General features: G+C 67.4%; 17 protein-coding genes. 10 read left to right on the top strand and 7 right to left on the bottom strand.

The features are described from left to right. The first annotated feature begins 424 nt into the window (after positions 1–424). On the top strand, positions 425–1,816 hold the full coding sequence (locus C5O79_RS19320; protein ID WP_046547638.1) for a sigma-54 dependent transcriptional regulator: 1,392 nt from the start codon (positions 425–427) through the stop codon (positions 1,814–1,816). A 52-nt stretch (positions 1,817–1,868) separates the two neighbouring features. Here C5O79_RS19320 and C5O79_RS19315 read toward each other — a convergent pair whose 3' ends face one another. The 6 genes from C5O79_RS19315 to C5O79_RS19290 all read right to left on the bottom strand — a co-directional run bounded on the left by C5O79_RS19315 (position 1,869) and on the right by C5O79_RS19290 (position 8,791). Next, on the bottom strand, positions 1,869–4,319 hold the full coding sequence (locus tag C5O79_RS19315; protein ID WP_236862381.1) for a glycoside hydrolase family 2 protein: 2,451 nt from the start codon (positions 4,317–4,319) through the stop codon (positions 1,869–1,871). Positions 4,320–4,348: 29 nt separating this feature from the next. After that, on the bottom strand, positions 4,349–5,407 hold the full coding sequence (locus C5O79_RS19310) for a DUF1839 family protein (protein ID WP_122477411.1): 1,059 nt from the start codon (positions 5,405–5,407) through the stop codon (positions 4,349–4,351). After that, the gene (locus C5O79_RS19305) at positions 5,404–6,378 is read right to left on the bottom strand and encodes an amino acid--[acyl-carrier-protein] ligase (RefSeq protein ID WP_122475638.1); all 975 of its coding nucleotides are present in this window, start codon (positions 6,376–6,378) and stop codon (positions 5,404–5,406) included. Before C5O79_RS19305 ends, C5O79_RS19310 begins: the two co-directional genes overlap by 4 nt. Continuing rightward, positions 6,375–7,571 (bottom strand): acyl-CoA dehydrogenase family protein, encoded by a 1,197-nt coding sequence (locus tag C5O79_RS19300; RefSeq protein ID WP_122475640.1) that lies wholly within the window; start codon positions 7,569–7,571, stop codon positions 6,375–6,377. The genes C5O79_RS19305 and C5O79_RS19300 overlap by 4 nt, the downstream gene beginning before the upstream one ends. Beyond that, positions 7,568–7,819, bottom strand: a complete 252-nt coding sequence (locus C5O79_RS19295) for an acyl carrier protein (protein WP_046547642.1) — start codon at positions 7,817–7,819, stop codon at positions 7,568–7,570. The genes C5O79_RS19300 and C5O79_RS19295 overlap by 4 nt, the downstream gene beginning before the upstream one ends. A 189-nt stretch (positions 7,820–8,008) precedes the next feature. Then, positions 8,009–8,791 (bottom strand): Crp/Fnr family transcriptional regulator, encoded by a 783-nt coding sequence (locus tag C5O79_RS19290; RefSeq protein WP_174242142.1) that lies wholly within the window; start codon positions 8,789–8,791, stop codon positions 8,009–8,011. 921 nt (positions 8,792–9,712) lie between these two features. Between C5O79_RS19290 and C5O79_RS19285 the strand changes: the two genes are divergently transcribed. The 5 genes from C5O79_RS19285 (at position 9,713) to polX (ending at position 15,869) form a co-directional block, all read left to right on the top strand. Then, positions 9,713–10,495, top strand: a complete 783-nt coding sequence (locus C5O79_RS19285; RefSeq protein WP_046547644.1) for a Crp/Fnr family transcriptional regulator — start codon at positions 9,713–9,715, stop codon at positions 10,493–10,495. A 32-nt stretch (positions 10,496–10,527) separates the two neighbouring features. Beyond that, the gene (locus C5O79_RS19280; RefSeq protein WP_122477413.1) at positions 10,528–11,913 is read left to right on the top strand and encodes an undecaprenyl-phosphate glucose phosphotransferase; all 1,386 of its coding nucleotides are present in this window, start codon (positions 10,528–10,530) and stop codon (positions 11,911–11,913) included. A gap of 285 nt (positions 11,914–12,198) precedes the next feature. Further along, positions 12,199–13,239: a glycosyltransferase family 1 protein gene (locus C5O79_RS19275; RefSeq protein ID WP_236862386.1), complete on the top strand. Its 1,041-nt coding sequence runs from the start codon at positions 12,199–12,201 to the stop codon at positions 13,237–13,239. 312 nt (positions 13,240–13,551) lie between these two features. After that, on the top strand, positions 13,552–13,944 hold the full coding sequence (locus tag C5O79_RS19270) for a TraR/DksA family transcriptional regulator (protein ID WP_047850105.1): 393 nt from the start codon (positions 13,552–13,554) through the stop codon (positions 13,942–13,944). A gap of 155 nt (positions 13,945–14,099) precedes the next feature. Further along, positions 14,100–15,869 (top strand): DNA polymerase/3'-5' exonuclease PolX, encoded by a 1,770-nt coding sequence (gene polX / locus C5O79_RS19265; RefSeq protein ID WP_122475644.1) that lies wholly within the window; start codon positions 14,100–14,102, stop codon positions 15,867–15,869. Between the two features lie 54 nt (positions 15,870–15,923). On the opposite strand, the gene ald is transcribed toward polX, so the two are convergent. Beyond that, entirely contained in the window at positions 15,924–17,039 is a 1,116-nt protein-coding gene (gene ald / locus C5O79_RS19260) for an alanine dehydrogenase (protein WP_046547648.1), read from the bottom strand. A gap of 344 nt (positions 17,040–17,383) precedes the next feature. Between ald and C5O79_RS19255 the strand changes: the two genes are divergently transcribed. The 4 genes from C5O79_RS19255 (at position 17,384) to C5O79_RS19240 (ending at position 22,426) form a co-directional block, all read left to right on the top strand. Then, on the top strand, positions 17,384–17,800 hold the full coding sequence (locus C5O79_RS19255) for a DUF3995 domain-containing protein (RefSeq protein ID WP_122475646.1): 417 nt from the start codon (positions 17,384–17,386) through the stop codon (positions 17,798–17,800). Between the two features lie 701 nt (positions 17,801–18,501). Beyond that, positions 18,502–19,239 carry a gluconate 2-dehydrogenase subunit 3 family protein gene (locus C5O79_RS19250; RefSeq protein WP_039356908.1) on the top strand — a complete coding sequence of 246 codons (738 nt, stop codon included), beginning with the start codon at positions 18,502–18,504 and terminating at the stop codon, positions 19,237–19,239. After that, on the top strand, positions 19,239–21,017 hold the full coding sequence (locus C5O79_RS19245) for a GMC family oxidoreductase (protein WP_039356901.1): 1,779 nt from the start codon (positions 19,239–19,241) through the stop codon (positions 21,015–21,017). The genes C5O79_RS19250 and C5O79_RS19245 overlap by 1 nt, the downstream gene beginning before the upstream one ends. After that, positions 21,014–22,426, top strand: a complete 1,413-nt coding sequence (locus C5O79_RS19240) for a cytochrome c (RefSeq protein WP_122475648.1) — start codon at positions 21,014–21,016, stop codon at positions 22,424–22,426. The genes C5O79_RS19245 and C5O79_RS19240 overlap by 4 nt, the downstream gene beginning before the upstream one ends. Positions 22,427–22,513: the final 87 nt, after the last annotated feature.

Genomic DNA, 22,513 nt, shown 5'->3' with positions numbered 1-22,513 from the left:
TAACCGGCTGATTCAGGATTATCTTTTGGTAACAAGACCATCTCGAAACGAGGTGTAAATTCACGAACGGATGAAGTGCGACGGTCATCCCGCTCGTGGGTTGGCCGCCATCCGGCTCTGTATCGGGCGCGATCGTCGTGTACGACGCGACGCACGCTCGAACGGATGCTCCGTTTGTCGACGTGCCCCGCCTGCCGGCGGGTCGCGTCAAAGCGGGAACGTCGTGGCTCGCGCAGTCGCGCGTTCCCTTCGAGTTCGATGACAACGAGGCCGGATGACATCCGGCTCGACCTCCGGGGGTTCTCGCCGTGTGCAGTTTCGATCTTCGCCAAGGCTGCGGAAACGCAGCGCGGAAAGGTGGCCATGCGCCGCCGGCCGCAGCGCACGCGAACGGTTCGCGGAGTGGAGAAAGTGATGGTTCGTTATGAATATGCCAATAACGCGCGATAAGAGCGCCGACGCGGGGAGTGGTAACGGGCAGCGTCCGCTGATTTACTGGACGCAGTCGCCGTCCGTCATGCTCCGGAAGGAACTGGCGCGACGCGACTGGAAAGTGTCGATCGTCGCGCAGGCGAGCGAGCTGCGCGACACGTCCGGCGAAATCACCTGCGGCATCCTCGACCTGAGCGGCGGCCATGCCGACGCGATCGGCAGCATCGCATCGACCTGCGCGTCGATGCGCGACGTCGTCTGGGTCGCACTCATCGACGTCGGCCAGACCGCTTCTCCGAACGTGCGCGCGCTATTGCGCGACTATTGCTTCGATTACGTCACGTTGCCCGCCTCGCACCAGCGGATCGCCGATACGGTCGGCCACGCGTACGGCATGGAATGCCTGTTCGCGCGCGACCGCGAACGGCTCGAATCGGAGGAAAAAGGCATCGTCGGCACCTGCAGCGCGATGCTGCGGCTGTTCGATACGGTGCGGCGCTTCGCGCGCACCGACGCACCGGTGTTCGTGTTCGGCGAAACCGGCACCGGCAAGGAGTTGACGGCGGTCGCGATCCATCGCCATTCGGAGCGCCGTAACGGCCCGTTCGTCGCGGTCAACTGCGGCGCCATTCCCTCGCATCTGCTGCAATCCGAACTGTTCGGCTATGAGCGCGGCGCGTTTACCGGCGCGAACGCGCGCAAGATCGGCTATGTCGAAGCGGCGAACGGCGGCACGCTGCTGCTCGACGAGATCGGCGACCTGCCGCACGAGAGCCAGGCGAGCCTGCTCCGCTTTCTGCAGGAACGTGCAATTCATCGCTTGGGCGGCAGCGATCCGGTGCCGGTCGATGTCCGGATCGTGTCGGCGACGCACGTCGACTTGCGCGAAGCGATGGAGGAAGGGCGTTTTCGGCCGGACCTGTTCCACCGTCTGTGCGTGATGCGCATCGACCAGCCGCCGCTGCGCGCGCGCGGCAAGGACATCGAGCTGCTCGCGCATCACATGCTCGAACGCTTCCGCGGCGACGCGCGCCATCGCGTGCGCGGCTTCTCGACGGATGCGATTACGGCACTCTACAAGCACGACTGGCCGGGCAACGTCCGTGAGCTGATCAACCGCGTGCGCCGCGCGGTCGTGATGACGGAAGGGCGCCTCATTACCGCGCAGGATCTCGAACTCGAATACTGTCTCGATGCCGCGTCGCCGTCGGTGGCCGACATCCGCAAGTCGATCGAACGCGAGGCAATCGAAACCGCCCTGTTGCGCACGCGCGGGCGCGTCGCGGCGTCGGCCCGCGAGCTCGGTGTGTCGCGCGCGACGTTGTATCGCTGGATGGAGGCATACGGCATCGAGCGGCCGCGCGGCACGGGCTCGTCCGACTGAGAGTCATTCGACAAGGCGACACTCGCGGCCGCCGAAAGCCGCGAGCGTTGCGTCAACCGGCCTGCGTCGCGCGCACCGTGCGCGCGGCGTTCACGGCCCGGATTTCCACGGTCGGCGGCCCATCGGTCGCGGCCGCATGCTTCCCGACCATTTCAAGCGGAACGAGCGCGACGCGTGCCGGCGTGCCGGGCGCGAGGTGGAACCAGTCGTCGCGGGGCACGTAGCCCGGCGCATCGATCTGCACATGACGCGCGACGTGCCGTGTATCGATGTCGACGTGCCATGTGTCACCGGTGCGCGACACGCACGCTTCCAGCCCGAGTTCACGGCGCGCCAGCACGGCCGGATGCGTGCGGGACGGGAAATGGAACGCCTGCGACAGCAGCGTGCCGTCGTCGGCACGCAGCGTCGCGACGACGGTGTCGTGTTCGCAAGGCCCGAAGCGGTACGCGTAGGTCCAGTCGAAGAACCGGCCGAGCAACTCGGCCGAGCCGATCCGCACCGTGTCGTGCGCGGCGATCCGCACCGGGCAACCGGCACGCGCGACCGGCGTGCGGCCGTCGCGCAGCGCGACCAGCTCGAGCGCGGCCGACAGCGGCGCGGGACGCTCGTTGACGACATGCACGTCGAGCCCGTTCAAGCCTTCGTCGACCAGCAGCACCTGCACGGGCTGCAGGACCTGGCGCAACGCATGCCACGCCGATTTCGGCCGGTAGGCGGCGTCGATCAACCCCCAGCCGGCGCCCGGCATCACGTCCTGGAACTGCCAGACGAGCGCGCCGGCGCAGCGCGAGCCGGTACGCCGCCATTCGGAAAACGTTTCGCGCATCAGGTCCGCGATCACCGCGCGCGACAGCTCGAAGTAGCGCGCCGGATCCTCGCGCCGCAGCCGGTCGGGCACGACGTCGTAGAGCGTCTGCAGATAGTGGTCGCGAACGTCCTCGAAATCCCACGACGTGCCGGGGTCGCGCGGCACGGCCGCCTTCCAGCGCGGCTCGTGCACGCCGGGCCAGCCGAGCTCGGCGAGCGTCGCGTCGCACGGCACGTTCGAGAATGCGAGGCATTCGCTCGCGAAGCGCACGTCCGCGCGGCGCGCGTCGTCGAGCGGGCGCAGGTACGCACCGACGCCGTAGTAGTGCGACACGCGTTCGCGCGGGGCGAACGGCAGCACGCCGCCGTCGGGCGAATCGGGTACGTACGGGACATCGGGCCGGCATGCGGCCGCGTGGCCGGCCAGCCGGTCGGCGGTCAGCTCGAGGAAGCGCTGCTTCGGCCCGAGCCCGGACATCGCGGCCTGTTGTGCGATCTCGCTGCCGCCGCACAGTATGGCAAGCGACGGCGACGCGCTGTGCCGGGACAGGAACTGACGGACTTCGCGATCGACGTTGTCCGCGAATGCGGGATCGTCGAGCGCATAGTCGAAGTTCGCGAACATGAAATCCTGCCAGACAAGCAGCCCGAGCCGGTCGCACCACGCGTGAAAGGCATCGGCCTCGTAGGTCATGGTGCCGCCGACGCGGATCATGTTGAAGCCGGCGTCGCGCGCGAGCCCGAGCAGGCGGGCGTAGGTGGCGTCGTCCGCGTGCAGCGTGCGCGGCGCGGCGCTGCTCCAGCATGCGCCGCGCGCGAACACGGGCACGCCGTTGATGCGCAGCCCGAAGCCCTTGCCGTCGGCGCCGGCGTCGACTTCGATCGTGCGGAAGCCCGTTGCGCCGAGCGGTCGCAACGCGTCGCCGAGATGCAGTGCGACGTCGTACAGCACCGGCTCGCCGTGCGTATGCGGCCACCAGCGGCACACGTTGGGCACCGCGACGCTTGCGCGCAGACGGTCGGGGCCAGCGCGTTCGAGCGTGGCGTGGTGCTTGCCGCACGACAGCCGCGCGGCGAGCGCGTCGGGCAGCGGCGCGGCGAACGTCAGTTCCGCGTCGAGCCAGCCCGTGTCGCCTTCGATGCGCGCGTGCAGGTCGCAATCGACGAGCACGGGCCCGTCGGCCGGATCGAGCACGTCCACGGGCCGCCAAGGGCCGGTCGGCACATGCGGCGGAAACCAGCCCGGCATGTGTCCGAACAGCGACGTGCGGACCGTGCGCAGTGCCGCCGGCTCCGCGAGCCGCGTCCGCCAGCGTGCACGGCGCGGCGCGCGCGTGTCGCGCAGGTGCGGGGCGAGCGCCCGGAAACAGAGGCTCAGCCGGTGCGTGCCGTCGAGCGACACGGAAACGTCATGTGCGACGAACATGCTGTCGGAGCGGAGGATCGGCGTGTCGTCGAGCCACGCCTGCGCGAGCGTCGCGAGGCCGTGAAAGCGCAGCACGCGCGGCCCGTGTCCGCGCAGTTCGATCCGGTACCAGTGGTCGCGCTCGTCGAGCGATGCGGCTTCGTCGAGCCGGCCCGCGAGCGCGAGCGACTGCGCGACCGTGCCGGGCACGGTCGCCGGGATCCAGCCGTCACCGGCGGCCGGGAGGTCGCGCGGTTCCCGCGCGGCGCCCGCGGCGGTCGCCAGCATCGACCACGCGGGCAGGGCACGCGTGCGCGTCACCGCATGGCCGGCACGGGTGCCGCCGTGTCGCTGCGCACGGGCTTCATGTGCCGCAGCGGCAACGCGATCTGTCGCGCGCACGCCACGACGTCCGTATAGGCGGCCTCGATCGCTTCGAGCGTCGAGTCGCCGCGCTCCTCCTTGCCGCGCGCGCACGCGCGTGCGAGCCGGAATTCGAGCACCATCGCTTCGGACGCGATGCGGTCGCATGCGGCACGGATCTCGGCGAACGGCCCGACGCAGCCGCTGGCCTGCAGCCAGCGCGCGTAATGGCCGAACAGCTCGAAATTCGCGCCGAGCTGCCGCACCGAGTTGAACGAGTACGCATGGAAATGCTCGAGCGGCGAATCGGCGAGCGTCCTCGCATCGGTCTGCAACTGCCGCCGGAACGCGGCGATCGGGTTGACGACCGGCAGGCGCCGCAGGTGGCGCTGCAGCGCGGCGAGCGACGTTTCGCACAGCTCGCGCTCGTCGAGCGGCGCAAACCGCCGCTTCGCGCATTCCACGTAAGGCGGCAGCGTCATCGGCGAGCTGCCGCCGACGAGCCCGTTGTAGTCGAAATCCTCGGCCACGTAATAGCCGCTGTTGTGGAAGTAGCCGATCTGGCGCTTCGCGCGGTCGATCGCATCGATGCCGATCGTCGTCTTCGTGTGCTGCGTGCGGTAGCTGCTGCCGCGCGTGTCGGGCAGGAACCACGCGTCGACCTCGACGATCATCAGGTGGCCGCGTGCAACCTGCGTCTCGATGTGCTGGTCGAGCGGTTCGTAGATCGAGTGCTCCTGCACGACGATGCCGTACAGCCGCTCGAGTTCGTCGTGCGGAAACTTGAAGAACGTGAACTGATCGCCCTCGAAATCGAGGGCGATCGTAAACGGCAGCGCCGCGTACGGATTGAAGCCCCACCACCGGAGCACCTCGAGCCACATGTCGACGTAGCAGTTGGTCTGTTTCCAGACCATCTCCTGGCTATGCAGCGGATGCGGGCGGTAGTGGCGCGCGCGGTGGCGCACATCCTCGAACGACGCGTCTTCGCCGTCGCGGGACACGAATCTCATGGCGTGCCCCACAGCACGTCGCGGACTTCGCGCGGCCACGCGTCGATGTCGAAGCCGTGATGGCGGAACAGTGCGAGCGTGAGCCGTTCGAGGCCGAAGCCGACGCAGCCCGTGTGCGCGACGTCGCCCGTCGCGGTGCGGATGTCCCACAGCAGCCCGAAATGGTCCATGTGGTAGTTGAAGCTCAGGCACGCGGTCTGGCGATCGTCGTGCTCGATCGGGATCAGCAGCTCGAATTTCAGGTTCTGCTCGCGCTGGCTGTTCGCGACGATCTTGCCGCCGCGCCCGAAGAACGGGTCGTTCGCGAGGTCGATCGCGTTGGGCAGGCGCAGCGCCTCGATCATCCGCGTGCCGCGTTCGATCCAGGTCTCGCGGAACGACACGATCTGCTCGGGCGTGCCGATCCGCACGTACTCGCGCATCCGGAACAGCTGCATGCGGGTCGGGTCGAGCGACGGCTCGTGACGGAAGCAGTACGAGAAGACGTCGACGATCCGGCCGTCGGCCGGCAGTGCCCCCGCGCGTGCGACGACGGGGTAGACCGGGTAGCACGCGGCGGGCGTCATCACGACGTAGGTCGGCTTCTGGCTTTCCGTCCAGTCGTCGCCGCGATCGAGGCACTGCAGCACGCGCTGGTGCTGGTGTTCGTCGCCGCAGAACGCGTGCACGCTGCCCGCGAGCTGCGGGAAGCTCTTCATGTATTCGCTGCGCTCGAACTCGGTGCGGCTCATCGCCGGCGGGAAGCGCAGCACTACGGCCTGCTGGTCGGCGCCGATGCGCGTGACGAACGCGTCGAGCGCTTCCACGACGCGCTCGAACCGTTCGCTGCGGCCGAACAGACCCTGGATGCCGGTCGAGACCAGCAGGCCCGCGTCGATCAGTTCGTCGCGCAGCGGGTTGACGCCCGCGCGGTCGATCGGTGCATCGGCGGGAGCGGGGGCGGTAGAGGGCACGGCAAGGCGATCGTTCACGTATGTTTCTCCAGCGTCGCAGGACGCAGCGCGAGCAGCAGGTTCGAGGTGTTGACGGCAATGCGGTCGTTGCTGATCATCAGCGGCGCCGCATGCAGGTCGCGAAGGTGGCGGCCGATGCTGAACGGCGTGCCCTGCTTGTAGCCGGCCATCCCGCAGATCATCATGGCCTGGTGCGCGACTTCCAGCGCGGTCGTCGACACGTAGGTCTTCAGCGTGTTGATCTCGGCGGCCCGGGCCATGCCGGCCGACCACGAGCGGGACGCCGGATTCGCATGAAGGCGCAGCACGTTGTCGACGCGGGCCTGCATCGCCTGCATCAGCGCGAGCGATTCGGCGATGCGCCGCGACGCGGGCGACGGCGCGCCGTCGGTCTGGCGGGCCTGGGCGCGGAAGAACTGGTGCGCGCGGTGGAACGCGTCGCCGGCCACGCCGATCCATACCGCAGCCCACAGGATGTGCGATACCGGCACCATCGTTTCCTCGGCGATCTTCGCGAACGGTACCGGCAGGCACTGGACGGCGGCGCCGTGCGCATCGAGCTCGAAGCCGTTGCTGCAGGTGCCGCGCATCCCGAGCGTGTCCCATTCGCCGCGGCGCGTGAGCGTGTAGCCGTCGCGCAGCAGCGTGACAAGCACCTGCTCGGAAGCCGGCGCGTCCGCATCGCGTCGTGCGGTCGCGAGGATGCCGTCCGCATAGTCGCCATACGAGATCGTCGGCGCCGACTTGCGCAGCCGGAATTCGCCGCCGCTGGTTTCGAGCGCGCACTGGCTCGCGCGCAGGTTGCCGCCGACGCCGTCTTCCGACGTGGCCGATGCGAGCAGCCACTGGTGGCGCACGAGCTGCTGCAGGAACAGCTTGTGCCAGCCCTGATCGGCGGCGTGATTGACGATGCAGGCGACCTGGATCTGGTGCATCGCGAACACCATCGCCGACGATGCACAGGCCTGGCCGAGAATCGAGCAGGCCGACGCGATGTCTTCCAGCGACGCGCCCACACCGCCGAGGTGGGGCGGCACCATCGCGCCGAGCAGGCGGCGCGCGCGCATCGCCTCGATCGCCTCGACGGGGCAGCGCGCGTCGCGATCGACCGCGTCCGCGTGCTGCGCGGCGATCTGCGCGACGGCATGCGCGGCCTCGTCGAGCCGACGCGCATCGCTGTCGGCCGCGAGTTCGGGAAGCAGCGCGCTCATGCTGAATGCTCGGTGCGTTGCAGCGTGGTGATCGTGTCCGCGAGCGCGTCGATGCTGCGGAACAGGTTGCGGTTCAGCATCTCGTCGGGAATCTCGATGTTGAATTGCTTCTCGATCGCGAGCATCAGCTGGATCGTGTCGAGTGACGAAAGGCCCGCTTCATAGAGGTCGTCCCCGTCGCCGATCGAATCGATCGCGGCTTCGAGATGGGCGACGTGCTTCAGGATGGTTCTGATTTCGTTTTTCACGTGCTGCTCCGGCGTGCGTGGTGTCGTCCGCTCGGGCAGACGCGCGACACGCGCTGACGTCCCCCCGGCAGTCCGGCATCAGTAGACCATTGGCAGACGCGGCGTTCTGTTCGCCACCCTACAAACAGCTGACCCGGCAGGCACCGGACGGCACGCGCGGCGGCGCCCCGTCGCGATGCGGCACGCCGATCAGGCGCGCGACGCGGCCGGCACACCCGAATCGGCCGACAGGATGCGCTTCATCTCGTCGCGCACGATCGCGCGGCAGCCGCACGACATTTTCTCGAGGCCGTCGAGGTCGGCGAGCTCGATCGAACTCCGGTACTGCCGGATCAGCCCCAGCTTCTGGATTTCGCCGGCGGCATCGGTGACCGTTTCGCGCCGCACGCCGAGCATCTGCGCCAGCATGCTGTGCGTCACCTGGATCTCGATGCTGCGAGTCCGGTCGTACGCGAGCAGGAACCATCTGCATAACTGATGTTTGAGCACGTGATGACGGCTGCAGAACGTGATCTGCGAGACCTGCGCCATCAGCAGCCGCACGCAGACGAACACGAGATGGCGGATCACCGGCGATGCGTCGAACGCGGTGGCGAACACGCGCCGGTCGAGCCGGTAGACGAAACCGTCGCGGCAGGCCACGGCGCGGCAGGGCATACGGCCGCTGCCGCCGATCACGTCGTCGCACACCACGCTCTCGCTGCCGATCTCGGCGACTTCCAGCGTCATGCCGCCGGACGACACGTACTGCAGCGAAATCGCGGTCGTGACGGGCAGGTAGACCGCGGCGAGCATTTCGCCGGGCTCGCAGAGCACTTGTCCGGATTTCAGGTGGACGAGTTGAAGGTGGGGGACGAGCGTCGCGAGCTCGTCGCGGTCGATGGCCGCGAGAAAGCGGTTTGCATCGAAGCTGTGGGAAAGCTCGATCATGCCGTTCGCGTACGCGACGGCGTCAGGGGCCTGGTGAGTCACGGCGCATCCTCGTAGGTGGCGGTCACGCGTCGTCTCGGCGATATCCCGGGAATGGGGAATTCGCACGATCGTGCGGACTTGTGTTCGTCAAAAATGGAGTGACGATACTGGCGAAAAGGCTAGCACGCCATTGAAATCGATCAATTGCACATTACGTCATTTCACAAAGTTTGACGATTTTTGGTGGGTGCAAACGTTATACGGATTTAATGATTCATTTCCGTGAAATTAATCATCCGGAAGTTGAATGCGACTTCGGGCATTCATTCCATGTCGGCCGAGAATCAATCGGGTGGCGGGCGTACATCGCACGGGGAAAGTGCGCGATGGGCGTTGAACATTGTTTGACAAATAAATGATGCTCGCAAGAATCTGTCAAATAATCAGTGGCTTGCGTGCGAATTGTGCGGTGGGTCACCGAGGCGGAAATTAGTGCGCCGATTCAGATTTGAGACAGTTTCAAACAACCGTGTGCGGCGTGCGGCCGTAGCGGCAGGTTTTCCGGTACATCATGGAAACAATTGAAAATCGACTGTAAGTATATGAACGACAAGCCGTACAGCACCGGTGCGGCCGCCTCGGTGCGACGCTGGTGAATTGATCAGTCAAATCGCATGCAGTGTCCGCCGCCGGGAAGAGTGTCCGAAAATGAGACGCTTTTTTTGTTTTTTGGCCGGTTATTCCGTTGATCTAAATCAGGTGTGATTCATATATTAAGGATGGGCATGTATTGGCACGTAAATCGCTTATTCGGGCTGGCGTGTTGAAACGGAACGGTCGACTCGATCCGGCGGCGATAAGCCGGCGGTCAGTCGGAATCAGGGTTGTGGGCCGCAACCACGATCAGTCCGGGCGCGCATCGCGATAACGAGTTTCGTGCACGCGGCTGCAGGCGGCGCGGACAATAAAAGGGATACAGACATGCTTCATCTTCACTCGAGCTATTCGGCGAACGCCATCCTCGATGCCCTCCCCGAGGACAGCATCCGCACCATCGCACCGCATCTCGAACTGGTCAGGATCAAGGCCGGGATGCTCGACCGGGTCGGCGAGCCGATGCGCCACGTGCATTTCCCGACGACGTCGATGATGTCGGTGCAGCACCTGATGGAGGACGGTGCGATGGTCGAGGTGGCGCAGGTCGGCCGCGAGGGGGTGGTCGGGCTCGCGACGTTGGTCGGTGGCGCCGCGGCGTCGCACCGGGTCGAGGTCCGTATCGGCGGGATGGCCTATCGCGTGCCGAGCTGCGTGATGCGCGCGGAATTCGAGCGCTCGCCCGCAACCTACCGGCTGCTGCTCAATTACTGCCAGGCGGCGATGGCGCAGATCTCGCGCAGCGCGCTGTGCAACCGGCATCACTCTGTCAGCGAGCAGCTCAGCCGCTGGCTGCTGCTTGCGCATGACCGCATCGACGGCGACGAACTGGCCGTCACGCAGCAGACGATCGCGAACATGCTCGGCGTGCGGCGCGAAGGCGTGACGGAAGCGGCTGGCAACCTGCAGGAAGCCGGGCTGATCCGGCAGCGCCGCGGCCGCATCACGGTGCTCGACCGCGACGGCCTCGAACATCACGCGTGTGAATGCTACAACCTGATTCGCGCGGACTATCGCAGGCTGCTCGGCACGCGCGGGACGGCGAGGCCGACACCGGTTCGGCCCCGCATGCCGGACGCGCATCGCGGGTTCCCGGCACATGGTGCGTGACGATGCAATCGAAGTCCGGTGGGACGAATTCGATGCGGCGTTCTGTGATCGCAGTTACCGACGCCGTGCTCGTGCTGGCAGGCGCGCTTGCCGCGCAGGCGGCATCGGGCCTCGTGTGGCGCGAGTTGTCCGACGCACAGCGCGGCGCGATCGCGCTGCTGTGCGTGCTGACCGTGGCCTTGCTGCCGCGCTACCTGCGCACCGTGCGTGGCAGCGTGGCGCCGCAACGCGGCACGCATGCGCTGACGCAGACGACCGTGGCGCTCGCCTGCGCGAGCGTGCTGACGGTAACCGCCGCGATGTGGATCATGAACCGCGGCGGCACGATCACGACACACTGGATCGTGCGCACGGTGCTGGCCGGCGACGCCGCATTGCTGCTCGGCCGCGCCGCGCTGCTGGCGCTCGCGCTGACGCGTGACGACCCGCGCGCGCGGCAGCGCCGCGTCGCGGTGGTCGGCGCAACGGCGTACGGGCGTGTCGCGGTCGAGCGGATGCAACTGGCGCCGCAGGGGCTTTTCGTGGCGGCGTGCGTATTCGACGACGACGCACAGGCTGCCTCCGGCGGCATCGGCGGCGTGCCGGTGATCGACGACTGGAACGTGTTGCGCGATCTGATTCGCGGCGGCGAGATCGACGAGGTATGGCTCACGCTGCCGATGTCGCACGAGTGGCGGATCCAGCGCATCGTCCGCGAGTTGCGCGACGAGTTCGTGGAACTGCGGCTGTTGCCCGACGTGCGGCAGATGGCGGTGGTCGATCGCTCGGCGACCGACGTGCTCGGCATGCCGGCCATCAATCTCGCGACCACGCCGCGCTCGGCGCCGGAGCTGTGGGCGAAGTTCGCGTTCGACCGGCTCTTTGCATTCGGCGTGCTGATTCCGTTGCTGCCGCTGCTGTCGATGCTGGCGATCGCGGTCAAGCTGTCGTCGCCCGGGCCCGTGCTGTTCAGGCAGCGCCGCAAGGGTGTCGACGGCCGGGAGTTCGACATTCTCAAGTTCCGGACGATGCGCGTGCATCGTGTGCAACCGGGCGTCGTGCGACAGGCGTCGCGCAACGATTCGCGGATCACGCGCGTCGGTGCGTTCCTGCGGCGTACGTCGCTCGACGAGCTGCCGCAGTTCTTCAACGTGCTGTTCGGGCAGATGTCGGTCGTCGGCCCACGCCCCCATGCGATCGAACACGACGACTTGTACCGGCAACTGATCGACTGCTACATGTACCGCTACCGCGTACGGCCGGGCATCACCGGATGGGCGCAGGTGAACGGCTATCGCGGCGAGACGCGCAAGGTCGAGGCGATGGAAGCGCGTGTGAAGTTCGATCTGTTCTACATGCAGAACTGGAGCTTCTGGTTCGACATGAAGATCATCCTGTTGACGGTCGTGCGGGGATTCATCGGGCGGAATGCTTTCTGAGGATGACGAATCATCTGGAAAGCGGTGCGTTGTGCGATCGAACGTACTGACCGGAGCGCAGGTGACGGACACACTGACGGCACAGCAGCATCCCGCGTAACGGGATGTCCGGCGGCGCGATGGCGCGCCGCAGCCATCGGAATGGTCACGATCATGTCAACGTCGATTCGAGAGCGAAGCGCACCGGTACTGCAGGAAGCGCGCGCGGAGCGGGGCGCCGGCACGGCCGCGCATATCGCGCGGCCGTGCCGGCTCGCAATCAACGGGAAATTCACCGCGCAGCGCATGACGGGCGTTCAGCGCGTGGCATACGAACTAACGGCCGAACTTGCGCGGATCGCGAGCGCCGACGAGGCGCCGTCGCTCGTCGTGCCGTCCGATCACGATCCGGCGGCCATGCCTGGCGGCGCGCGGTCGCAGACGTCCGGGCGCCGGCATGGCACGCTGTGGGAACAATGGACGCTGCCGCGCACGACGCGCGGCCGGACCTTGCTGAGCCTTTGCAACATCGGCCCGCTGGTGAAGCGCGATCAACTGCTGATGATTCATGACGCGGCGATTTTCGATCTGCCGGCCGGCTATTCGATGGCGTTTCGCCTCTGGTACCGCTTCGCGTTCTCGATCATGAAGCGACGTGCGCGCCATATCGTGACGGTCTCGCATTTTTCGCGGGCGCGGCTGGCCGCGCGGCTTGGCGTGCCGCCTGCACGCCTGTCGGTCGTGCCGGGTGCGGTCGATCATATCGACCGCATCGATGCCGATCATGGCGTGCTGTCGCGCCTGAATCTCGAGACGGACCGCTACGTGTTGTTCGTCGGGTCGCTTGCGCCCGGCAAGAATCTCGTGCGCGCACTGGCCGCGGTGGCGCTGATGCGCGAGTCGCACCCGACGTTGCGCTTCGTGATCGCGGGGGGTGCCAATGCGAAGATCTTCGGCGCACGGGCGGCGGGCCTGCGCGAAGACGATCCGTACGTCACATGGGCCGGTTACGTGACTGACGGCGAGCTGAAAGCGTTGTACGAGCATGCGGGCTGCTTCGTGTTTCCGTCGCTGTACGAAGGATTCGGGCTGCCGCCGCTCGAGGCGATGCGGTGTGGCTGCCCGGTCATCGTGTCGCACGAAGGGGCGCTTCCGGAAGTCTGCGGCGGTGCGGCGCTGTTCTGCGATGCGTATTCACCGCCGGATATCGCCGCGGCGATCGCCCGCGTGATGGACGATCCCGAGCTGCGGGCACGGTTGCGCACGCTGGGCAGCGAGCACGCGCAGCGATACAGCTGGCAGCGCTCGGCGCGCATGTTGATCGACATCGTCCGTGCCGATGCTTGACGTGCGATGACGCAACGTCGCACATGGGCCGGGCGATCCCGTCGGCGTCTGCGATATCCGCATTCGACGATGTCGCGATTTCGCATCCGTCCCCAGTTACGGCGCGCGTAGGCCGAGCGCTGCATTGCACGCTGATTCCGGTCAACACACGCGCGTTCAATGGGTTTATCCTGCGTCGAATGCGTCCGGCACTTCGTGCTGCCGGGCGCACATCCGGACACGGTGGCAGGCGGTGACGCCGGCCCGCCGCGCGCCGGCGCGACACCGCGCGCCGCAATGCTCCGCGCGCGACCCGGAACAGGAGAGACGGCCATGGCGCTCGACCAGCAACAACGGCAGACGCTGAAACAGCGGCTGAACGAGAGCGAGCAGACGTTGCGTGCGGAGATCCGCACCAGCGAAGACCAGCGCGCGTCGGAGTCCTACGCAGACCTCGCCGGTGCGGCGCCGGACGAGGGCGACGAGGCCAATGCGGATCTGTTCGTCGACGTCGATCACGCGTTGATCGGCATGAAACTGACCGAGCTGCGCGCGATCGGCCGCGCCCAGCAGCGGATGCGCGACGGCAGCTACGGCGAGTGCATCGACTGCGACGGCTCGGTCGGCTACGAGCGCCTGCTGGCGCGCCCGGCCGCCGAACGCTGCACGCATTGCCAGTCGATCTACGAGCGGCAATACGCCACGACGCCGCGCGCCTCCCTCTGACGCCGACACCGTCTCCATCACGACGCGGCACATGCGGCGTGGCCGGCGTACGATGATGAACGGGCGCCCGGCGGCGTCAGCATGCGGCGCCGGGCGGGCAGACGCCGTCGCGCACGCGCGCGGCGCCATCCACGTGGAAGGGAGCCGCGCCGATCATGCCGATCCACAACGCCGAGTGTGCGGCCGTGTTCACCGAGATTGCCGACATGCTCGAGATCCAGGGCGCCAATCCGTTCCGGGTGCGTGCCTATCGCAACGCAGCACGGACGATTGGCGACTACGGGCGCGATATCCCGACGATGATCGCGAACGGCGACGATCTCGGGAAGATTCCTTCGATCGGGCCCGATCTCGCGTCGAAGCTGCGCGAGATCGCCGCGACCGGCACCTGCGAACTGCAGCAAACGCTGCGTCACGCGCTGCCGGGCGCGATCGTCGAGCTGCTCGACGTGCCGGGGCTCGGCGCGAAGCGTGTGAAGGCGCTCCATGACGCACTGCACGTCGATTCGCTCGAGCAGCTTCGCGCGGCAGCGAAGAGCGGGCACGTGCGCGAGTTGCCGGGCTTCGGCGCGAAAACCGAAGCGCATCTGCTCGAAGCGATCGACGACCGGCTGAAGCGCGAACCCCAACGCTTCCTGCTGCCGGATGCAGCGCGCTCGCTGCTGCCGCTGCTCGAACGCCTGCGTGCGATTGCGGGCGTCGGCAAGGCCGTGCCGGCCGGCAGTTTCCGGCGCCGCCGCGAGACGGTCGGCGATCTCGACATCCTCGTCACCGCACGTGATCCAGGCGCAGTCGCCGAAGTGTTCGTCGGCTATGGCGAGGTGGCGCGCGTGCTCGCGCACGGCAAGACGAAGTCGAGCGTCGTGCTCGCCAGCGGGTTGCAGGTCGACCTGCGCGTCGTCGATGCCGATGCGTTCGGCGCGGCGCTCGTCTACTTCACCGGATCGAAGGCGCACAACATCGCGTTGCGCAGGATCGCGCAGGCCGGCGGGCTGAAGATCAACGAGTACGGCGTGTTTCGCGGCGACGAACGGATTGCCGGCGCGACCGAGGCGTCGGTCTATGCGGCGATCGGGCTGCACGACGTGCCGCCCGAGTTGCGCGAGGATCGCGGCGAGATCGATGCCGCGCGCGCGGGCACGCTGCCGGCACTGGTCGAGCGCAAGCACCTGCACGGCGATCTGCATGCGCATACCGACGCGTCGGCCGGTCGCGACAGCCTGCGTGCGATGGCCGATGCGGCACGCGCACGCGGGTTCGCGTACCTGGCCATCACCGACCGGTCGCCGCATGCCGGCGGTAGCCGCAGCGACTTCGACTGGCTTTCCCGGCAGCTCGACGAGATCGATCGCCTCAACGCGTCGTTCGACGGTTTCGTGCTGCTCAAGGGCGTGGAGGCGAGCATTCGCGAGGACGGCAGCCTCGATGTGCCCGATGCGATGCTCGGCCGGCTCGACCTCGTGGTCGGTGCGGTACGCGACGGCTTCGACCTGTCGCGCGACGCACAGACTGCACGCATGCTGCGCGCGATGGACCATCCGTATTTCACGATTCTCGCGCACCCGACGGGCCGCGTGCTCGGCGAGCGTGATGCATGCGAACTCGACGTGCCGCGCGTGATCGCGCACGCCGCAGCGCGCGGTTGCTTCGTCGAACTCGATGCGCAGCCGCGGCGGCTCGACCTGCCGGACGTCTGGTGCCGCGAAGCCGCGAAGGCCGACGTGCCAGTGGCGATCGGCTCCGATGCGCGCAGTGCGGACGAACTCGACAATCTTGCGTACGGCGTCGATCAGGCGAGACGTGGCTGGCTCACGCGGCCCGACGTGCTGAACACGCGCACGCTCGCGCAATTGAGGCCGCTGCTTGCACGCACGATGGGAGCAGGCGGCTCGTCGAAGCGTAGCGGCGGCGCGAAGGGCGCGTGAACGCAGCCGGCGGCGTGTGCTGTCAGCCGTTGGCCGCTCATGAATGCGGCCACGTCATGCCAGTACGCCGGCCGCCGGCACATAGGGCAGGCCAAGCGCCAGCGCGACGGCTTCGTACGTGATGTGTCCGTCGCACACGTTCAGGCCCGCACGCAGATGCGGATCGTCGGTCATTGCCTGCTTCCAGCCCTTGTCGGCGAGCGCGAGCGCATGGGTGAGCGTCGCGTTGTTCAGCGCGAAGGTCGACGTGCGCGCGACCGCGCCGGGCATGTTCGCGACGCAGTAGTGCACGACGCCGTCCACGACGAAGGTGGGGGCCGCGTGTGTCGTGGCATGCGAGGTCTCGAAGCATCCGCCCTGGTCGATCGCGACGTCGACGACGACCGCGCCCGTGCGCATCGTCGCGATCATGTCGCGCGTGACGAGCCGCGGCGCCGATGCGCCCGGCACGAGCACGGCGCCGATCACGACGTCGGCATCGCGGACGGCTTCGTCGATCGTGTGTGCATTCGAGCAGACGGTCGTGATCCGGTTGGCGAAGACGAGGTCGAGCTGGCGCAGCCGGTTCACGTTGGTATCGAGCACGGTAACGCGCGCGCCGAGGCCGACCGCCATCTGCAGCGCGCCGGTGCCCACCACGCCCGCGCCGAGCACGACGACATGCGCGGCCGGCACGCCGGGCACCCCGGCCATCAGCAGGCCACGGCCGCCGCGCGGGCTTTCGAGGTGCGTCGCTGCGACCTGGATCGACATGCGCCCGGCCACTTCGCTCATCGGCGCGAGCAGCGGCAGGCCGCCGCCCGGGCCTGTCACGGTTTCGTATGCGATGCAGACGGCGCCGGACTTCACGAGTGCGGCCGCCTGGTCGGGATCGGGCGCGAGATGCAGGTACGTGTAGAGGATCTGGCCGCGTCGCAGCATCGCGCATTCCGCCGGCTGCGGCTCCTTGACCTTGATGATCATGTCGGCGCGCGCGAAGACTTCGTCGGCGCCGTCGCAGAGCGATGCACCCGCGGCCGTGTAGTCGTTGTCGAGCAGGCCGATCGCCGTGCCCGCGCCGCGCTGCACCAACACGCGATGGCCGTGCCGCGTCAGTTCGCGCGCGCCGGCCGGCGTGAGGCCTACGCGATATTCGTGGTTCTTGATCTCTTTCGGCACACCGATCAGCATGAGTCGCCTCCATGGCCTTCGTTATCGTTATCGTTGTCGTGCAGGTGCGCATGCGGCGACCGATTGCACGTGCGGCCGATCGCGCAGGGGCGGTTCGACCGCAGTACTGGAATAACAGGGTAGTAGCGCGCGGAGGGAAGTCAAGCGGCCGGACCGTGTGCACCGGCGCGCGCACTGCATCGCAACATGCGCCGCCGCGGGTGGCGGGTTGCGACCGGAGGTCGCAATGCACGTGGTGTCGGGTTTCGGTATCGTCACGTGTGGCGCGGATCGGGGCCGCGCGCCGGCACTCAGCCGGCAACACATCGAGACGACGAGACAACGACACGAGGGCACTGACCGACATGACCGGAGCGTATTTCAGCGTGCCGACGCTTTGCGCAATCGCGCTCGTTCACGTCTACTGGGCGTTGGGCGGGCGGCGCGGCAAGGGGGCGGCCATTCCGGAGCAGGGCGGCGAGCCGCTATTGCGGCCGACCGCCGTCGGCACGCTCGCGGTCGCGGTGGCGTTGCTGGGCGGCGCGTGCGTGGTTGCCGCGCGTGCCGGCTGGCTGGGACCGAACACGTATCCCGGCACGATCTCGTTCGCGGTCGTTGCGTTCGCACTGATCTTCGCGGTGCGGGCCGTCGGCGATTTCCGATACGTCGGCTTCTTCAAGCGGATTCGCGGGTCGCGTTTCGCGCGTATGGACACGCTGTGTTACTCGCCGCTCTGCGCGGCGCTGGCGCTGTCCATCGCGTCGATGTTCTGGCCGTGGTGAGCGCGCATCTCAGCGCGCCGTCCTGTCCATCTCCACAAGGAATTCCGCCGGCACGGTGTCGGTCAGCCATACGCCGTTTTTGTTGTTGTGTTGTTTCATGAGAGGCGGAGGCCACCAGAGCGCCACGCAAAAGGGCGCTCCCGGGTACCCCGTGTAGCTGGAAAGAGACATCCGTCGGCGCAACTCGCCACACAGCAATCGTCTACCTGACGCCCGCATCAGTCGGTCATCACGCGATCCTTGCCGATTCCGACTCCCGGATTTTTCAATTGTTGCGATTTTCGAGGCACTGAATTGCCTTGATGCGACACTTGATGGAACCGGTTCCATATATAATTCGCGGCACTTTGTCGCCGGACCCGAAAGAGGGTCGTGCACGTCGCGCTTGCTGTCGGCAAACGCGGCGTCTAAGTTGAATGAGGGTCATGAGCGATAAGGGGCAGATGCCGGGAGATGCCGGTATTTGTCAGATGATAAGGCTCGCAAAGAAGCCGATCCGTGCAGCGCAACCTGAATTGGCGCGATGCGCGGCTGCATGAAGGCGCTGCCGTGCCTGGCACGAGTGGCGCCTGCAGCGAGGTTGTTCGCAACAGACGAAAGAACAGGACGGCCAGCCGCATGCGGCATGGCTGCCATGCCGGGCATGCCGCATGCGGAGTGCGCGCGTCCGGGCCCCGATCCCCAACGATCAACATCCGACCATGTCCACGCCACCTGACAAACCCAACTCGCGCCGCCGTTTCCTGCGCACGTCGGTCGCGCTCGTGCCGATCGCGTCGGTCGCCGGCTGCGACCTGCGTTCGTCGTCGCCTTCCGCGACGACCGGCAACGCGCCCGGCGCATCGGCCAACGCCGAACGCGCTCCGTACAAGCCGACCTTTTTCGATGCGAAGGAGTGGGCGTTCGTCCAGGCGGCTGTCGACCGGCTGATTCCGGCCGACGCCGAAGGTCCCGGCGCGCTCGAATCGGGCGTGCCCGAATTCATCGACCGCCAGATGGAGACACCGTATGCGCACGGCGCCACCTGGTACATGCAGGGGCCATTCCAGCAAGGCGTGCCCGAGCTCGGCTACCAGCTGAAGCTGGTGCCGCGCGACATCTACCGGCTCGGCATCGCGGCGGTCAACCGTTATTGCGAGAAGACCCACGGCAAGGCGTTCGCGGATCTCGACGCGCCGACGCGCGACACCGTGCTCGGCGCGCTGGAAAAGGGCGGCGCCCAGATCGACGACGTGCCGCCCGGCGTGTTCTTCGGTCAGTTGCTGCAGAACACGCGCGAAGGCTACTTCTGCGACCCGGTGCACGGCGGCAATCACGACATGGCCGCGTGGAAGATGATCGGCTTTCCGGGCGCGCGCGCGGACTTCATGGATTTCGTCAACCAGAACGGCAAGTCGTATCCGTACGGCCCCGTCTCGATCAACGGGGAGCGCAGCTGATGGCCGCAGAGAAAAAGCCGCATGTCGATGCGGTGATCGTCGGCTTCGGCTGGACCGGCGCGATTCTCGCGAAGGAACTGACCGAAGCGGGCCTGAACGTCGTTGCGCTCGAGCGCGGCGAGTATCGCGACACCTATCCGGACGGCGCGTATCCGAACACGATCGACGAACTGACCTACAACATCCGCAAGAAGCTGTTCCTCGACCTGTCGAAGACGACCGTGTCGATCCGCCACGGCCTGCAGGACACCGCGCTGCCGTACCGGCAGCTCGCCGCGTTCCTGCCGGGCGAAGGCGTCGGCGGCGCGGGGCTGCATTGGTCGGGCGTGCATTTCCGGATCACGCCGGAAGAGCTGCGCCTGCGCAGCCACTATGAAGAGCGCTACGGCCGGAAGTTCATCCCCGAAGGGATGACGATCCAGGACACCGGCGTGACCTACGAGGAGCTTGAGCCGCATTTCGACTTCGCCGAGAAGGTGTTCGGCACGTCGGGGCAGGCGTACAAGGTCGGCGGCAAGGTGGTCGGCGACGGCAACGTGTTCGAAGCGAACCGCAGCGACAACTTCCCGCTGCCCGCGCAGCTCAACACCTATTCGGCGCAGCGCTTCTCCGACGCGGCGAAATCGCTCGGCCTGCATCCGTACCGGCTGCCGTCGGCGAACACGTCGGGCCCGTACACGAACCCGTACGGCGTGCAGATGGGCCCGTGCAACTTCTGCGGCTACTGCAGCGGCTACGCGTGCTACATGTACTCGAAGGCGTCGCCGAACCTGAATATCCTGCCCGCGCTGAAGCAGGCGCCGAACTTCGAGTTGCGCTCGAAGTGCCACGTGCTGCGCGTCGACCTCGACGATACGAAGAAGCGCGCGACGGGCGTGACCTACGTCGACCCGGCAGGGCGTGAAGTGCACCAGCCGGCCGATCTCGTGATCGTGGCCGCTTTCCAGTACCACAACGTGCACCTGCTGCTGCTGTCGGGCATCGGCAAGCCGTACGACCCGATCTCGGGCGAAGGTGTCGTGGGCCGCAATTTCGCGTACCAGAACCTGTCGACGATCAAGGCGTTCTTCGACAAGGACACCTACACGAACCCGTTCATCGGCGCGGGCGGCAACGGCGTCGCGGTGGACGATTTCAATGCGGACAACTTCGACCACGGCCCGCTCGGCTTCGTCGGCGGCTCGCCGCTGTGGGTGAACCAGGCCGGCGTGAAGCCGATCAGCGGCATCGCGACGCCGCCCGGTACGCCGCAGTGGGGCTCGGCGTGGAAGAAGGCCGTCAAGGACAACTACGCGCACACGATCTCGATGGACGCGCACGGCACCAACATGTCGTACCGCGACGTCTATCTCGACCTCGATCCGACCTATCGCGATTCGTACGGCCAGCCGCTGTTACGGATGACCTTCGACTGGAAGGACAACGACATCAAGATGGCGCAGTACGTGACCGGGCAGATGAAGAAGATCGCGGAGGCGATGGGGCCGAAGGCGATCAGCGTATCGACGCGCGAATTCGGCAAGCACTTCGATTCGCGCGCGTACCAGACGACTCACCTCGTCGGCGGCGCGATCATGGGCACCGACCCGAAGACGAGCGTGCTGAACCGCTACCTGCAGTGCTGGGACGTGCACAACGTGTTCGTGATGGGCGCATCGGCGCTGCCGCAGGGCATCGGCTACAACCCGACCGGGATCATCGCGGCGCTGGCCTACTGGTCGGCACGTGCGATCCGCGAGCAATACCTGAAAAATCCCGCCCCGCTGGTGACCGTATGAAGAGGACGATGAACCACAACGTCGCGCGCCGGATGTCGCGCGCGCTGGCGGCCGGTGCGGCCTGGGCCGCGCTCGGCCTCGCGGGCTCGGCGGCGTTTGCACAGCCCGCAGCACCCGCGGCGGCTTCCGGCCCGGCGGCGGCACCCGCGGCCCAATCCGCCGACGCGGCCCTGATCAAGCGCGGCGAATACCTCGCGCGGGCGGGCGACTGCATCGCGTGCCACACCGCGAGCGGCGGCAAGCCGTTCGCCGGTGGGCTGAAATTCGACACGCCGATCGGCGGGATCTACTCGACGAACATCACGCCGGACCCGAAGACGGGCCTGGGCGGCTGGACGGTCGAGGACTTCACGCGCGCGGTGCGCGAAGGCGTGCGCAAGAACGGCGACACGATGTATCCGGCCATGCCGTTCCCGTCCTACGCGCGCCTGACCGACGACGACATGAAGGCGCTGTACGCATACTTCATGCACGGCGTCGCGCCCGTCGAGCACGAGAACCGCGCGGTCGACATCCTGTGGCCGCTGTCGATGCGCTGGCCGCTCGGGATCTGGCGCAAGATGTTCGCGCCGACACCGAAGCCGTTCGATGCTTCGCCGTACACCGATCCGGTGGTCGCGCGCGGTGCGTATCTCGTGCAGGGGCTCGGCCACTGCGGCGCGTGCCATACGCCGCGGGCGCCAACGATGCAGGAGCGCGGGCTGACCGACGCGAACGGCCCGGACTTCCTGGCCGGCGGCGCGGCGATCGACGGCTGGGTGCCGACGAGCCTGCGCGGCGAGCCGCGCACGGGCCTCGGCACGTGGACGGAAACCGAGATCGTGCAGTTCCTGAAGACGGGCCGCACGCTGCGCACGGCCGCGTTCGGCGGGATGACGGACGTGGTCGGTCACAGCATGCAGCACATGACCGACGACGACCTGAATGCGATCGCGCGCTACCTGAAGACGCTGCCGCCGCGCGTGCAGGGCGAACAGCCGCACGTGTACGACGCGGCCGCCGCGAAGGCGCTGCAGACCGGCGACGCGAGCAAGCCGGGCGCGGCCGTTTATCGCGACAACTGCATGGCCTGCCACCGCAGCGACGGCCACGGCTACACGCGCGTGTTCCCGGCGCTCGCCGGCAACCCGGTCGTGCAGGGCGACGATCCGACCTCGCTGATCCACGTGGTGCTGGAAGGCAGCGCGCTGCAGGGCACGCGCACCGCGCCGTCGACGTTCACGATGCCGCCATTCGGCTGGCGCCTGTCGGACCAGGAAGTCGCGGACGTGTCGAACTTCGTGCGTACGAGCTGGGGCAACACGGGGGCTGCCGTGACGGCCGCGCAGGTCGCGAAGGTGCGCAAGAGCGTGCCGTCGACCCGGCCCGAACCGCCGCCGGGTGCGCGCTTCCCGCAAGCGTCGCGCTGACGGAGCGGCGGGGCGCCAGCCCCGCCGGTTCGATCTGCATCAAGGCGCCGCCGCATCCGCGCGGCGCCGCTCATTTCGCCGGGGTTG

Source organism: Burkholderia sp. SRS-25 (genome assembly GCF_004343765.1).
GTDB lineage: Bacteria > Pseudomonadota > Gammaproteobacteria > Burkholderiales > Burkholderiaceae > Burkholderia > Burkholderia contaminans.
The sequence above is the reverse complement of the archived record's forward strand: the minus strand, read 5'-3'. Positions and strand labels throughout refer to the sequence as shown.

What these genes read in the sequence shown, in the direction of transcription:
- C5O79_RS19250 (WP_039356908.1), top strand. Translation starts at nt 18,502, where the DNA reads ATGTCCACGCCACCTGACAAACCCAACTCGCGCCGCCGTTTCCTGCGC.
- C5O79_RS19245 (WP_039356901.1), top strand. Translation starts at nt 19,239, where the DNA reads ATGGCCGCAGAGAAAAAGCCGCATGTCGATGCGGTGATCGTCGGCTTC.
- C5O79_RS19285 (WP_046547644.1), top strand. Translation starts at nt 9,713, where the DNA reads ATGCTTCATCTTCACTCGAGCTATTCGGCGAACGCCATCCTCGATGCC.
- C5O79_RS19315 (WP_236862381.1), bottom strand. Translation starts at nt 4,319, where the DNA reads ATGCTGGCGACCGCCGCGGGCGCCGCGCGGGAACCGCGCGACCTCCCG.
- C5O79_RS19240 (WP_122475648.1), top strand. Translation starts at nt 21,014, where the DNA reads ATGAAGAGGACGATGAACCACAACGTCGCGCGCCGGATGTCGCGCGCG.
- C5O79_RS19300 (WP_122475640.1), bottom strand. Translation starts at nt 7,571, where the DNA reads ATGAGCGCGCTGCTTCCCGAACTCGCGGCCGACAGCGATGCGCGTCGG.
- C5O79_RS19310 (WP_122477411.1), bottom strand. Translation starts at nt 5,407, where the DNA reads ATGAGATTCGTGTCCCGCGACGGCGAAGACGCGTCGTTCGAGGATGTG.
- C5O79_RS19320 (WP_046547638.1), top strand. Translation starts at nt 425, where the DNA reads ATGAATATGCCAATAACGCGCGATAAGAGCGCCGACGCGGGGAGTGGT.
- C5O79_RS19280 (WP_122477413.1), top strand. Translation starts at nt 10,528, where the DNA reads ATGCGGCGTTCTGTGATCGCAGTTACCGACGCCGTGCTCGTGCTGGCA.
- C5O79_RS19255 (WP_122475646.1), top strand. Translation starts at nt 17,384, where the DNA reads ATGACCGGAGCGTATTTCAGCGTGCCGACGCTTTGCGCAATCGCGCTC.
- ald (WP_046547648.1), bottom strand. Translation starts at nt 17,039, where the DNA reads ATGCTGATCGGTGTGCCGAAAGAGATCAAGAACCACGAATATCGCGTA.
- C5O79_RS19270 (WP_047850105.1), top strand. Translation starts at nt 13,552, where the DNA reads ATGGCGCTCGACCAGCAACAACGGCAGACGCTGAAACAGCGGCTGAAC.
- polX (WP_122475644.1), top strand. Translation starts at nt 14,100, where the DNA reads ATGCCGATCCACAACGCCGAGTGTGCGGCCGTGTTCACCGAGATTGCC.
- C5O79_RS19275 (WP_236862386.1), top strand. Translation starts at nt 12,199, where the DNA reads ATGACGGGCGTTCAGCGCGTGGCATACGAACTAACGGCCGAACTTGCG.